Genomic DNA, 14,171 nt, shown 5'->3' on the forward strand with positions numbered 1-14,171 from the left:
AAAGATAGAGTAAATAAACCAAACAGAGAAAAATGGAGGAACGAACATGGCTATTTTAGTAGCAGGTGGTGCTGGATATATCGGCAGCCATACATGTGTAGAACTGTTAAAAGAAGGATATGAAGTTGTAGTAGTAGATAATTTATATAACTCAAGTGAAGAAGCATTAAAGAGAGTAGAACAGATTACAGGAAAGACTGTGAAATTCTATGAAGCTGATATTCTTGACAGAGAAGCTTTAAATAAGATCTTTGATGCAGAGGATATTGATTCAGTTATCAACTTCGCAGGTTTAAAAGCTGTTGGTGAATCAGTACAGAAACCATTAGAATATTATCATAACAATATCACAGGAACATTAATCTTATGTGATGTCATGAGAAATCATGGAGTAAAGAATATTATCTTTAGTTCATCTGCAACAGTCTATGGAGATCCAGCATTTATTCCAATTACAGAGGAATGCCCAAAAGGACAGATCACAAACCCTTATGGACAGACAAAAGGAATGTTAGAGCAGATCTTAACAGATTTCCATGTAGCAGACCCAGAATGGAATGTTGTATTACTTCGTTACTTTAATCCAATCGGAGCACATGAAAGTGGACTGATCGGAGAAGATCCAAAAGGAATTCCAAACAACCTTGTACCATATATCGCACAGGTAGCAGTTGGAAAACTTGAGAAATTAGGAGTATTCGGTGACGATTACGATACACCAGATGGAACAGGAGTTCGTGACTATATTCATGTAGTGGATCTTGCAAAAGGACATGTTAAAGCATTAAAGAAATTTGAGCAGGAACCACAGGTAAGTATCTACAATCTTGGAACAGGAATCGGATACAGTGTATTAGATGTATTACATGCATATGAAGAAGCATGTGGAAAGAAACTTCCATATGAGATCAAACCAAGAAGAGCTGGAGACATCGCAACATGTTACTGTGATGCAACAAAAGCCAAAGAAGAACTTGGATGGGTAGCTGAAAAAGGAATCAAAGAAATGTGTGCTGATTCTTGGAAATGGCAGTCTATGAATCCAGATGGATATCGCACTGAAAAATAATATATTATATTGTAAGTTTGGAAGGGACATTTTTCGAAATGTCCCTTTTTAGGTGGTTTTAAATCATTAACAAATGTGTTAAAATAAAAAGAAGTTATATATATAAGAGGAGTTATTTGGATGATACAAACGAAATTAGAACATGTAAAAAAAGTATATAATCATGTAAAATCAAATAGAAATAAAAGCGAATATTCAAAAAGAAGATGTGATTATGCAGAGTATTATAAAAAATGTAAAGTAAAGAATATTGTTTTATATGAAGCATTTGCAGCAAGAGGAATGCTTTGTAGTCCATATGCGTTATTTAAAGAATTTATGAACAGAAGTGATTTTGATAAATATGAGCATGTATGGGCAATTTACGATATGGAAGATAATGAATATATTATTAATAAATATAAGAATGTTTCCAATGTTCGTTTTGTAGAATTTAATTCAAATGAGTATTTAAAAGCATTAGCAGAAGCAAAATATATTATTAATAATAGTACATTCCCTGGTTTTGTGACAAAAAAAGATGAGCAAATTTATATTAATACATGGCATGGAATACCACTTAAAACATTGGGATACGATCTCCCAGATGCTAATATAGCAGTAGCTAATACAATGAGGAATTTTCTATCAGCAGATTATCTTATTTCACCAAATAAATTCCATTCAGATATCTACTTAAAGGCATACAAATTAGATGGATTATACGAAGGTACTATTATCGAAGAGGGACAGCCAAGAAGTGATATGATTTATCATGCGGATCGTGATGAAGTGATAGATCAGTTGAAACATGAGGGGGTTACAATTGATCCAAATAAGAAGATTATCATGTATGCTCCAACATGGAAAGGAAGCGATTTTGGGAAACCTGAGTTAGGTTTAAATGCATATTTTGAGTTTCTTGACAAAGTTAAAAGTCGTATTGATACAGAGAAATATCAGGTTTTTGTGAAACCGCATCAACAGGTGTATCGATTTATTAAGGATGATCCAAGTTTAAGTGGTGATTTTATACCTGCGACAATTGATACTAATTCACTTTTATCAATTGTTGATATTCTTGTATCAGATTATTCAAGTATTTATTTTGACTTTTTAGATACAGGTCGTCCGATATTATTCTATATTCCGGATTTGGAAATGTATAAAGGATATAGAGGTGTGTACTTCCCATTAGAGGAATTACCAGGTCCAACAACAAAAGAATTAGATGATGTTGTAGGTTGGATTAATAACATTGGAGATGTACAGAAGGAATATCAAGAAATTTATAATAAAAATGTTGAATGGGCATGTCCAAGAGATGATGGAAATGTATCAAAAAAAGTATGGGAAATTATTCTTGATGGAAAAGAAGGATACAATTTAAGAAAAGCAGATACTAAGAAAAAGAAAAGAGTTTTATTATTCCGTGGTACGATGTCAGAAAATGGAATTACACATTCATTTATGAGTTTATTAAATAACTTTGACTATGATAAATATGATGTAACTGCGTATGTAAGTGCAGGTGCAAATGACACAGCTGCAAAAAACAGAGTTCTTGAATTAAACAAAAATGTTCGTACATTAAAAAGAGTAGGAACATGGAATGCTGATTTTAAAGAAGACTTTATGAAAGAAGTATTCTTTGAAACGGGAATAAAAAATGATTTCTTTATGAAACAATTTCCGCATGATATGTTTGACAGAGAGTTTAGAAGATGTTTTGGACAGACACATTTTGATTATGTAATTGATTTTTCAGGTTACTCTCCGTTTTTTAGCATGCTTTTACTGCATGCGGAAGGTGCTAAAAAACTTATTTGGCAGCATAATGATCTGAAAGCAGATAGAGAAAAGGTCGTCAATGGTAAACAGCCACATATTATCAAATTGAGAACTGTTTTCTCATTATATCCATATTTTGATAAAATTGTTTCATGCAGCAAAACAGTTATGGAGGTTAATAAAAAGAATCTTCAGACGCCAAAAACAAAAGATAAATTTTTCTATGCAGCGAATACATTAAACTTTGACCGAATTCAGGCATGCTTAAAAGAAGATATTGAACTTAAAATGAATGGAAAAGTATATCTGGTTAAAACTGAGCAGGATGAATCAGAAAGTACGAAGAAATTAGAATTAATGGAAGCACCAAGAGAGAATTATATTAATTTTGTTACAATTGGAAGAATGTCTACTGAAAAAAATCATCTAGCATTGATTAAAGCATTTGCAAAATTAAGCAAGGAGTATCCACAGGCAAGATTACATATCATTGGGGATGGAACATTAAAACAGCAAATAGAGAAAGAGATATTTGATCAAAACCTGACAGGAAAGGTGATTCTTACAGGAAATATAAGCAATCCATTTGCTTATATGAAGAGATGTCAATGTTTTATTCTTCCATCATTACATGAAGGTCAGCCGATTGTGCTTTTAGAAGCAAGAACATTACAGATGCCATTAATTATTGGAAAGTTTTCTTCTGTAAGTGATAGTGTCATGGAAAATGGACAGTTACTGATTGATACAGATGAAGAGTCAATTTATCAGGGAATGAAAGAATTTATGTTAGGAAATGTACCATCATATAGTTTCAGCCCAGAACGATATAATGAAGAAGCTTACGGTGACTTTGAAAAATTGCTGGATTAGGATAGGAGAAATTATAATGATTGAAAATCAAACAGATAAATATCAAGATGCGTATCAGAAAGCTTTGAGTAATATTCAAGATCCAACAGATGTGCAGAAAAAGGCATTAGAATATGGCGAAGAATTAGAAAAAACAATTAAAAATATTATTTTATTTAATATTGAAACTACGAATAATAAGCATGCAATGATGAATTGTTATATAAAAGCATGTTGTGATAAACAGGAATTTGCCGATTATAAATTTGTTGTAGGGGTTAAAACATTAGAAGAAAAAGAGTTTTTAAAAGGCAAATTTAGTAATGTAGACATTGTTTCTCAAAAAGAATTAGGATATAAAGAAGCTGCAGCAACTTCGAAAATAATTATTTCGAATAAAAGAATGCCTTATTATTTCATGGCAAGAAAAGAACAGATTTATGTTAGATTATTTGAAGATAGTTTTTATGAAGATATTCAGGAATATTCTACAAAAGAGAATATTGATCAGAGGAGAATGGTAACTAGGGATTTATTAAATGCAAGTTATATTTTTTCTAGAGATAGCAAGATGACGGAAGAATATTTGAAAGAAAATTATCAGTTAAGATCAATATATTCTGGTGAAATTATTGAGATGGATAAAGTAGATCCTGAAAAATTCAGCCAGATATTAGAACAGATTTGTAAAAATGAAAAAATAGAAAATACTGTCACATGCAAAGATGAAAAAAAGAAGATATTGATTTATGCTGACTACAGAGGAGCAAAATGGTGGCATCCAATGTTAAAAAGAATTTTGGATGACATTGATTATCAGAAATATGATATTACTCTAGTAAGTCAGATAGTACGAAATGCTGCACAAATTAAAGTATTACAAGCGCTAAATAAAAATATCAGAATTTTGATGAGATCAGGCCATATGAATGCAGAAAAAGAAGAGTATGTCAAATATCATTGTATGATAGGAAAATATCTTGAGTTAAATAACTATCAGGAATTAAGACAGGAAATCTCAAGAGATACTATTCAAAATGAATGGTACAGAATTTTTGGAGAAGCTTCTTTTGATAAAGTGATTGTATGTGACAATATGGCTCAGAAACAGATGGGATTATGGCATATGTTGATTTTGCAAAGCGATATTCCAGAGAAATATGTGATAGCATATAGAAATTTTGAGTCAGAGTATAAAATGATGCAGGGCAATGAAGAATATGCCAATAAAGTAAATAACTATATAAAAAATTGCAATCAATATGATAAGATGTATCTTATATCAAATGAAGCATGCAATTATGTAAGAGAAAATTTTGATATTAATACAAAGCTTGAAGTATTAAAAGATCGTATACCAAAGGAATTTGCTGTAACACAAAAAGTGAATCATTGTTATTATCAAAATGATCAGTTTTTTGTATTAAATCAACAAGGATCTGGCGGAAACTTAACAATAACTGTTGTAAAAGAACCAGAAAAGACAAAATATAATTGTGTTACGAATATTACCAATTATTCTGAAGAAAACTTTGAAAAGTTATTGTCAAGATTTTTGGAGATTAAAGAAGAAAAAGCACATGCCAAACTTTATCTTTTGGATAATATTCGCTATGTATCAGATGCAGTATATGCACAGTTAGATGATATGGACTTACGAGACGATGTATATGTTGTTTGTGGAGTTGATTTAAATGATCAGTATTTGGCAAAATTTGATCAGTATTTGATCTATGATTATGATAATCCAGAAGAAGATATTTATCTGGATGAAGCAAGAAAATTGATAACAATTTGTGAATAATAATAAATAATTTGAATAATTTGTCGATGAAGAGTATAATATCACAGAGATTAAATCAAATAACAAAAATGGAGAAGTACAGTGAAAGCGTATATTGAGAATTTTAAAAAGTACAGATTCCTTTTATGGGAATTAGTAAAGAAGGGTGTCAAGTTAAAATACAGAAGATCTTATCTTGGAATTTTATGGACACTTTTGGAACCATTAATGACAATGATCGTATTAAGTGTAGTATTCGGTACATTGTTTGGCAACAAAGATCCACACTTCCCAGTGTATATTCTTTGTGGACGATTGATGTATAGTTTCTTTTCATCTGCGACGAATGGAGCAATGAAGGCAATCAGAACGAATTCTGGAATGATAAAGAAAGTATATGTACCGAAGTATATTTATCCATTATCAAGTGTTTTATTTAACTACATTATTTTTGCAATTTCATTAATTGTATTGGTTGTTGTATCAATTGTTTTGAAGGTATATCCAACAGTTTATCTGTTGCAGGCAATCATTCCGCTGATTTTATTATTGATTACAGCTTTTGGAGTAGGAATGATCTTATCAACAATGGCAGTTTTCTTCAGAGACTTAGAGTATTTATGGTCTGTAGGACTGATGATCATTATGTATGCATCTGCAATTTTCTATAAACCAGACAGATTATTAAAGTCAGGATTTGGATGGATTTTAAAATGTAACCCATTATATCTTCTGATCCATAACTTCAGACAGGCAGTTTTTGGTATGCCAATGAATATGAAATTTTTAGCAGCATCAGTATTATTTGCAATTGTAAGCGTGATTGTAGGATTGGTTTTCTTCTATAAGAAGCAAGATGAATTCATTCTGCACATTTAGGAGGGTATCATGGCAAAGAAAGAAGTATTAAAGGTTGAACATGTTGGAATGAAGTTCAACTTAAGTCAGGAAAAAGTAGATGATTTAAAGGATTATGTAATTAAATTATTAAAACATCAGATTTCATATAATGAATTCTGGGCATTAAAAGATATTAACTTTACACTGAATAAAGGAGATCGTCTGGGTATCCTTGGATTGAATGGTGCAGGAAAGAGTACTCTGTTAAAGGTTATCGCAGGAGTATTAAAAGCGACAGAAGGAACAGTAACATCAAAAGGAAAGATCGCACCACTTCTGGAACTTGGGGCTGGATTTGACCAGCAGTATACAGGACGTGAGAATATTTATCTGTATGGAGCAGTTCTTGGATTCTCAAAGAAGTTCTTAGATGAAAAATTAGATGAGATCATTGAGTTCTCTGAACTTGGAAAGTTTATTGACGTGCCGGTTAAGAACTATTCTTCAGGTATGAAGTCAAGACTTGGATTCTCCGTAGCAACATTAGTAGAACCTGATATTCTGATTCTGGATGAGGTATTATCTGTTGGAGATGCCAAATTCAGAAAGAAGAGTGAAGCGAAGATCATGAGTATGTTTGATAAAGGAGTTACGGTATTATTCGTATCTCATTCCTTAGATCAGGTAAAGAGACTTTGTAATAAAGCGATTTTACTGGAAAAAGGAAGAATCATTTCTCGTGGTTCAATCGAAGAAGTAAGTAAAGTATACGAAGAAAAAACAAAATAAAACAGAGTACAAGGAGTTTTAAAATGAAGAAAGTTATCACATATGGAACATTTGACCTGTTACACGCAGGACACATCAATTTGTTAAGAAGAGCAAAAGAACTTGGAGATTATTTGATCGTTGTTGTCTCAACAGATGAATTTAACTGGAATGAAAAACAGAAGAAATGTTATTTTACCTATGAAGAAAGAAAAAAACTGGTAGAAGCAGTTCGCTATGTTGACCTTGTGATTCCAGAAAACAGCTGGGATCAGAAAATTTCAGATGTACAAGAATATCATGTTGATACATTTGTTATGGGAGATGACTGGAAAGGTAAATTTGATTTCTTAAAAGATTACTGTGAGGTTGTATATCTTCCAAGAACAGAGGGAATTTCTACAACTAAGATTAAGAAAGACCTTGGACTTGGAACAACAATTACAAAAGAGGATGAGTAATCTTTTATGAAGCAGTTAATTAAGAATATAACAATTCAACTTTATAAAGTATTGACATATCTGATTCCGACGGATAAGAAGATAATCATATTTCAGAGCAGTAATGGAAGAAATTATACAGGAAATCCACGTTATATTTATGAGGAGATGGTTTGTCAAGGATTAGATGAAGAATATGAATGTATTTGGTTTTTATTTGATACGAGTATCGAGATACCTGGAAGATGTAAAAAAATCAGAAATAATTATTTCCCATATTTCTGGTATTTGATGCGTGCGGGATTTTGGGTATTTGATAGTCGTCAGCCATTGTATTGTCGAAAGAAAAAGAGTGTGACATATATTCAGACGTGGCATGGAACACCGCTTAAGAAGCTTGCACTTGACATGGATCGTATGGATATGGGTGGAAGTACGGATATTAATGATTATCATCGGCAGTTTTTAGTAACATGTAAGGACTGGGATTATCTTATTTCACAAAATAATTTTTCAACAGAAATTTTTAGATCATGTTTTGCATTTAAAGATAGACCAATTCTTGAAATTGGATACCCAAGAAATGATATTTTGATAAGAGACAATAAAAAAGATAAGATTATCGAATATAAGAAGATGCTTGGATTACCTTTAGATAAGAAAATTATTTTATATGCACCAACATGGCGTGATAATGAATACTCTGTAAAGGGCAAATATAAATTTGCATCAAAGTTGAATTTTGATAAAGCTCAGAAAGAATTATCAGATGAATATATATTTATTGTTAAATATCATTATCTAGTATCAGACAAGATTGATTGGAGTCCTTATGAAGGATTTGTATATACATTTGATGAGACAAAGGATATTGCATGGCTTTATCTGGTATCAGATATGATGATTACGGATTATTCATCTGTTATGTTTGATTATAGTTTATTAAAGCGTCCAATGTTGTTTTTTGCATATGATTTGCAAGATTATAAAGAAAATCTAAGAGGATTTTATTTTGATTTTGTGGAAGAAGCACCAGGACCTATTTCAAGAGATACCAATCAGCTTATTAATGACATCAAGTCATATGAGCCTTTAAAATGGGAAGATAAGTATCAGACATATAGTAATAAGTACAATCATGTGGATGATGGACATGCATCAGAGAAAGTCATTGATTTGATTAAGAATAGAAGCAAATAGGAGGCTTTATGAAGATTAGTGTAATTGTTCCTTTTCATAAGGGAGTGCATTTTCTTACAGACTGTTTAGATAGCTTATGTGATCAGATGGAGAAAGATTTTGAAGTTTTAATAGTTGCTGACAGAGTAGAAGAGAATTTAGATTCTCTTCTTGCTTCTTATAAAAGCAAACTTCAGATTACCAAACTGATTTCACAAGAGGAAGGTGTAGCAGCAGCAAGAAATCTTGGAAAAGAATATGCAACAGGAGAATATATATATTTCTTAGATAGTGATGATTATTTAGAAGAAACAACATTAGAAGAACTTTTAAAAACAGCCAAGTCTTCAAAGAAAGATTTTGTATATGGACCATTAGAATATACATGGTTTAATCGTCATATTTATCATGAAACTGAAGATGTAGATGTGCAACAACAGATATATACAGGGAGTGCAGAGAAAGATTTGTTGACTGGGCGTCTTGGACTAAGAAGATTGTCAGTTGTAAATATTTTGATCAAAAGGTCCGCATTGGCTGGAATTGCATTTGAAAAATTATTAAGATTATATTCAGATATTCCGGTGTTGGCTGACATTTTAAAGAAAGCAGATAATATAAGCTTTTGTGAAAAAGGAATTTATATTAAAAGATTTCATAACGATGAAATTTTATACCCATCATTATCTTATGGAGAATTCAAAGATCGTTATGAACAGCTAATATTAGCATATCAGAATATGAAAGAAAATCACCATCTGTCAAAGAAGCTAAAAAATGAATTTGATGAAAAATTATTAGGGTTTTGTCATGGAATTTTCTTAAGAAGATTTAGACAAGAAAAGGTTTCAGATTGGAAGAACAGTAAATTTAGTATGTTTCATCAGTACATGAAGGAAATTGCAAAGGATGCAGCTTCCGATAAGATGCAGAAGAAGGTATTGGAAGGTTTTTGCCAGAATGATTACAAACAGGCAAAGAAGAAAATTAATAAGATTCTTGCAAAAGAAAAGATTAAAAAGATGTTTACTAATCGTAGATTTTTCTATCGTACGATCAATAAATATGTATTTGAGCGTTTTTCACAGAAAGATAACTGGGTTGTGTTTGAAAGTTTTTTGGGAAGGAATTACTCAGACAGTCCTAAATACATTTATAAATATTTATTAGAACATAAAGGAGATAAGTATCGTTATATTTGGATTATTAATGATACAAAAACAAAGATTCCAGGAAATCCAGTAAAAGTTAAACGTTTTAGCTTGAAATATTTTTATTATATGACAAGAGCAAAATATTGGGTAAACAACATGCGTCAGCCAGTTTGGTATGCAAAGAGGGATTCTCAGATTTTGCTTGAAACGTGGCATGGAACACCACTTAAGAAATTGGTATTTGATATGGATGATGTATATTCAGCATCACCAACATATAAGAGACAAGTATATAGTCAGTCAAGATTTTGGGATTATTTAGTTTCAGCTAATCCATTTTCAACGGATGTATTTCAAAGTTGTTTTTTATATGAGAAGGATAAGATTTTAGAAAGTGGATATCCGAGAAATGATATTCTTTATGCACCAAATAAAGAAGAAATAGCAGCACAGATTAAGAAAAATCTTGGAATTCCAGAGGATAAGAAGACAATTCTTTATGCACCAACATGGAGAGATGATGAATTTTATGATAAGGGTCAGTATAAATTTAAGCTGAAACTTGATTTAGAGTATTTGAGAAAAGAAATTGAGGATGAATATGTGATTTTATTACGAACACATTATTTCATTGCAGATGCAATTGATGTAACAGGAATGGAAGATTTTGTGTTCAATGTATCTAAGTATAATGATATTGCAGAACTGTATTTGATTTCTGATATCTGTATAACAGATTACTCTTCTGTATTTTTTGATTATGCAAACTTACGTCGTCCAATCTTATTCTTTACGTATGATCTTGAAAAGTATAGAGATGTATTAAGAGGGTTCTATATCAGTATAGAAGATGATGTCCCAGGTCCATTGTTGTTTACTAATGAAGAAATAGCAGATGCTGTTAAGAATATCGATAAGGTAAATGAACAATATGCACAACGATATGAAGAATTTTATAATAGATTTTGTTGCTTTGATGATGGACATGCATCACAAAGAGTCGTAGAACGAGTATTTGATAATTAGATTTAAGTATCAGCATAAAAGAGTGACAATTTTTGTCTATGCTGGTAAAATATAAGTCAGGAGGTTTGAAAACATTATGGTAACGATTCTGTTAGCGACATTGAATGGAGAGGATTATTTAAAGGCGCAGTTAGAATCAATTGCAGCTCAGACCTATGAAAACTGGCAGCTGGTCGTTGGGGATGATGGTTCTACCGATGATACGATCAGTATTATAGAAGAATTTAGTAAAAAACATCCAGATCAGGTAACGATCATAAAGAATGATCCGCCGCAGGGAAGTGCCAAGGATAACTTCATTTCCCTGTTGCGTAATTCCTATGGACCATATTTTATGTTTTGTGATCAGGATGACGTATGGAAACCGGATAAGATTTATCTGACATTACAGAAGATGGAGTCTTTGGAGGCACGTTATGGAGATAAGATACCGATTCTGGTACATTCTGACCTTTCTGTGGCGGATAGCAATCTGGAGATGATCGCAGAATCATTTTTCCAGTATGCAGATATTCCAAAGAGAATTGTGTTAAATCAGCTGATGGTACAGAATTCAGTGACCGGATGTACTGTGATGATCAATCGATGCTTACAGCAGTATTTTCTGCGGGAACTTCCAATTTCCAAGATCATTATGCATGATTACTGGGCAGCATTGATTGCGAAAGTCTTCGGTAAGATTGGATTTGTCAATGAATCCACGATGTACTACCGCCAACATGGCAACAATTCTGTTGGAGCCAAGAATGCGAAGAATCCGGTGTATTTATATCATCGTCTCAAAGAAGGCAAGAACAGTTACCGCAGGATGATGATTGAATCCATGGAGCAGGTACAGGGCTTTGTGGATACTTATGGAGAAGAGATAGACAGTCTGGACGTATACGAACTTTTGGCATGTTATGGTGAGTTATATTATAAAGGAAAGCTGCGTCGTTTAAGCTTCTACAAGAACAACCATGTATTAAAGGAAGGAAATGTCCGCAAGCTGATGCAGTGGCTGTGGGGATAAAGGGTGTTTATGAAAAAAGCAGCAGGACTTATTGGAAAATATCTGGTCATGTATCTTTCTTGCCTGTTTCCAAGAAGTAGAAAGATCTATATATTTGGGGCATGGCTGGGAGAGCAGTTTGCAGATAATCCAAGATATTTATTTCTGGAAGCACAAGAACACAATGATATTCGTCCAGTATGGATCACAAAAGATGAGAAGGTATGTGCGAAGGTTAGAAATCTTGGCTACGAAGCCTATATGTTTAATAGTCTGAAAGGAATATGGATGCAGCTTCGAGCCAAATACGTTGTTGTATGCAATGGAATCAGTGATGTCAATCATACATTTATGGGACGTGCGGTGTTCTTAAATCTATGGCATGGTGTTCCATTAAAGAAAGTCGGATACGATGACGACAAGGTAAAGAACTGGTACAGTAAAGGCCAGAGAATAAGACGTGCGATTCAGGAGATTCCATTAGGACGAGAATATGTGGTTGCAACTAGTGATTTTTATGCAAAGATTTATGAAAGTGCATTCCGAAGAAGATCAGACCACATTTTAACACTGGGACAGCCAAGGAATGATGTGTTTTATGATCAGGATGGAAGATTTACAACATCCCATCAGTTAAAGAAAGCAGCCAAAGGTAAGAAAATCATTCTTTATGCACCAACACACAGACAGGAAGGGAAAATAGTATTTCCATTGAAGGAACAGTTTGATTTTGAGAAGCTGAATCAGTGGTGTGTAGAGCATAATATGGTATTTGTTATACGTCGCCATTTCTATCATAAGAATGAAGAAGTTGATTTCTCAATGTATTCTAATATTACAGATATCACGAAGAAATCCATGGATATTCAGGAAATTTTAATGGATACGGATATTCTGATCAGTGATTATTCAAGCACTTATATTGACTATCTGTTGTTAGATCGTCCGTTGATCTTTTATAACTTTGATTATGAAGATTATCTTCAGAATGATCGTGAGATGTATTATGATTATGATGAAGTGACACCTGGTTATAAGGCGGCAACATTTGATGAGTTGATGACAGAATTAGATAGTATTGCCAAGGATGAAGACCATTTTGTTGAAGATAGACAGAGAGTCAGAGATTTGTTCTATTGCAAAGAAGGACAGCAGATGGTTGGGGAGAAGCTTCTTGAATTTTTGAAAAATCTTAAATGAATGATAAAATAATCGGCAGGATTTATATATAGAATCCTGCCGATTTATTATATAATTTTAATACCCAACCCGATAAATAATCTTCTGATTAATCCTGCTCAATTCATCACTAACCTGATAATCTTTTGTACCAAACAGATACTCATGAGCACGGATCGCATTTTCTTTCAGTGTTGTTGGAAAACCATAATAACTTCCATAATAACGCATCTCTTTCTGATCCCAAGGGAATCCCTGTTGGTCTTTAATCTCATATTTAAATACAGATAACACCATCTTAAATAATTCATCCTGACTCATATTTGTCTTAACCTGTGGAAGTACTTCATCCATAACAGACATCATTTTTAAAGGATTTTTCTTACCCTTTTCGAAAATTTGTTCAAGAACCTCTCTTTGTCTTCCAGCTCTTGCAAGATCACCTCCGGCTGTATAACGGATTCTGGAATAAGCAACGGCCTGATTACCATCAAGCGTGTAAGTTCCGGCACTTTTGATCGTAGAAGAATTACCACCATTGATACGGTTCATATCTTTAATATAAGAATTCAAGTTCTTTATAATACTTTTATCAACATTTACTTCAATACCACCAACAGCATCGACGATATTTGCAAGGATCTTAAAGTTTACAGTTGCATATTTTTCAATATTCAGATCGAGATTACGATTGATCGTACTGATGGCAAGTTCTGGACCACCCCATGAGTAGGCTGCATTTATTTTGCTGTATTTTCCATTGATGCTTAAAAATGTATCACGGTAAATGGAGAGCAGTTTTACTTCTTTTGTGGAATTATTGATGCTTACAACAATGATCGAATCTGAGCGGTTACCTCGGTCAGACATACTTCCTGTCTGTGAATCAATTCCGAAGAAAGCATAATTCGTATAATCCTTCATGTTGTTGTCATTATTGACGGTGACAAGCTGGCTTTGATCCAGCGCTTTTGTCTGAACTTTGCCAAGCTTTGAATGAAGCATAAAAACAACAATTCCGATAAGTACTGCGATCAGAAGGATCAGTAAAAATAAGAAACGAATTGGTGATCGCCGTCTTTTTTTAATATGTTTTTTATGTGCCATAAAGTAGTTCCCC

Annotated in this window: 11 protein-coding genes; 10 read left to right on the forward strand and 1 reads right to left on the reverse strand. The window is 32.7% G+C overall.

From position 1 onward, the window contains the following. Window positions 1-46 precede the first annotated feature (46 nt). The 10 genes from galE (at window position 47) to KE503_RS01975 (ending at window position 13,072) form a co-directional block, all read left to right on the forward strand. Window positions 47-1,069 (forward strand): UDP-glucose 4-epimerase GalE, encoded by a 1,023-nt coding sequence (galE, locus tag KE503_RS01930; RefSeq protein ID WP_022375635.1) that lies wholly within the window; start codon window positions 47-49, stop codon window positions 1,067-1,069. Window positions 1,070-1,189: 120 nt separating this feature from the next. Beyond that, window positions 1,190-3,712 carry a glycosyltransferase gene (locus tag KE503_RS01935; RefSeq protein WP_022375636.1) on the forward strand — a complete coding sequence of 841 codons (2,523 nt, stop codon included), beginning with the start codon at window positions 1,190-1,192 and terminating at the stop codon, window positions 3,710-3,712. Between the two features lie 16 nt (window positions 3,713-3,728). Beyond that, the gene (locus KE503_RS01940) at window positions 3,729-5,495 is read left to right on the forward strand and encodes a hypothetical protein (RefSeq protein ID WP_022375637.1); all 1,767 of its coding nucleotides are present in this window, start codon (window positions 3,729-3,731) and stop codon (window positions 5,493-5,495) included. An 81-nt stretch (window positions 5,496-5,576) separates the two neighbouring features. Next, entirely contained in the window at window positions 5,577-6,353 is a 777-nt protein-coding gene (locus KE503_RS01945; RefSeq protein ID WP_117944211.1) for an ABC transporter permease, read from the forward strand. 9 nt (window positions 6,354-6,362) lie between these two features. Continuing rightward, a complete protein-coding gene (locus KE503_RS01950; RefSeq protein ID WP_212384353.1) occupies window positions 6,363-7,103 on the forward strand; it encodes an ABC transporter ATP-binding protein in 741 nt (246 codons plus the stop codon). Window positions 7,104-7,126: 23 nt separating this feature from the next. Then, window positions 7,127-7,543, forward strand: coding sequence for a glycerol-3-phosphate cytidylyltransferase (gene tagD / locus KE503_RS01955; RefSeq protein ID WP_022375640.1), 417 nt, complete (start codon window positions 7,127-7,129; stop codon window positions 7,541-7,543). A gap of 6 nt (window positions 7,544-7,549) precedes the next feature. Continuing rightward, a complete protein-coding gene (locus tag KE503_RS01960; RefSeq protein ID WP_117944210.1) occupies window positions 7,550-8,722 on the forward strand; it encodes a CDP-glycerol glycerophosphotransferase family protein in 1,173 nt (390 codons plus the stop codon). Window positions 8,723-8,730: 8 nt separating this feature from the next. Beyond that, window positions 8,731-10,881 carry a bifunctional glycosyltransferase/CDP-glycerol:glycerophosphate glycerophosphotransferase gene (locus KE503_RS01965; RefSeq protein ID WP_212384354.1) on the forward strand — a complete coding sequence of 717 codons (2,151 nt, stop codon included), beginning with the start codon at window positions 8,731-8,733 and terminating at the stop codon, window positions 10,879-10,881. Between the two features lie 76 nt (window positions 10,882-10,957). Beyond that, window positions 10,958-11,893 (forward strand): glycosyltransferase family 2 protein, encoded by a 936-nt coding sequence (locus KE503_RS01970; RefSeq protein WP_022375642.1) that lies wholly within the window; start codon window positions 10,958-10,960, stop codon window positions 11,891-11,893. A gap of 9 nt (window positions 11,894-11,902) precedes the next feature. Next, window positions 11,903-13,072 carry a CDP-glycerol glycerophosphotransferase family protein gene (locus KE503_RS01975; RefSeq protein ID WP_212384355.1) on the forward strand — a complete coding sequence of 390 codons (1,170 nt, stop codon included), beginning with the start codon at window positions 11,903-11,905 and terminating at the stop codon, window positions 13,070-13,072. 57 nt (window positions 13,073-13,129) lie between these two features. Here KE503_RS01975 and KE503_RS01980 read toward each other — a convergent pair whose 3' ends face one another. Next, on the reverse strand, window positions 13,130-14,158 hold the full coding sequence (locus KE503_RS01980) for an LCP family protein (protein WP_212384356.1): 1,029 nt from the start codon (window positions 14,156-14,158) through the stop codon (window positions 13,130-13,132). Between the last annotated feature and the right edge of the window lie 13 nt (window positions 14,159-14,171).

This window comes from Anaerostipes sp. Marseille-Q3525 (assembly GCF_018223505.1).
Lineage (GTDB): Bacteria > Bacillota > Clostridia > Lachnospirales > Lachnospiraceae > Anaerostipes > Anaerostipes amylophilus.

Excerpts from the sequence above, each read along its gene's own strand:
- galE (WP_022375635.1), top strand. The coding sequence starts at position 47 with ATGGCTATTTTAGTAGCAGGTGGTGCTGGATATATCGGCAGCCATACA.
- KE503_RS01935 (WP_022375636.1), top strand. The coding sequence starts at position 1,190 with ATGATACAAACGAAATTAGAACATGTAAAAAAAGTATATAATCATGTA.
- KE503_RS01940 (WP_022375637.1), top strand. The coding sequence starts at position 3,729 with ATGATTGAAAATCAAACAGATAAATATCAAGATGCGTATCAGAAAGCT.
- KE503_RS01950 (WP_212384353.1), top strand. The coding sequence starts at position 6,363 with ATGGCAAAGAAAGAAGTATTAAAGGTTGAACATGTTGGAATGAAGTTC.
- tagD (WP_022375640.1), top strand. The coding sequence starts at position 7,127 with ATGAAGAAAGTTATCACATATGGAACATTTGACCTGTTACACGCAGGA.
- KE503_RS01960 (WP_117944210.1), top strand. The coding sequence starts at position 7,550 with ATGAAGCAGTTAATTAAGAATATAACAATTCAACTTTATAAAGTATTG.
- KE503_RS01965 (WP_212384354.1), top strand. The coding sequence starts at position 8,731 with ATGAAGATTAGTGTAATTGTTCCTTTTCATAAGGGAGTGCATTTTCTT.
- KE503_RS01970 (WP_022375642.1), top strand. The coding sequence starts at position 10,958 with ATGGTAACGATTCTGTTAGCGACATTGAATGGAGAGGATTATTTAAAG.
- KE503_RS01975 (WP_212384355.1), top strand. The coding sequence starts at position 11,903 with ATGAAAAAAGCAGCAGGACTTATTGGAAAATATCTGGTCATGTATCTT.
- KE503_RS01980 (WP_212384356.1), bottom strand. The coding sequence starts at position 14,158 with ATGGCACATAAAAAACATATTAAAAAAAGACGGCGATCACCAATTCGT.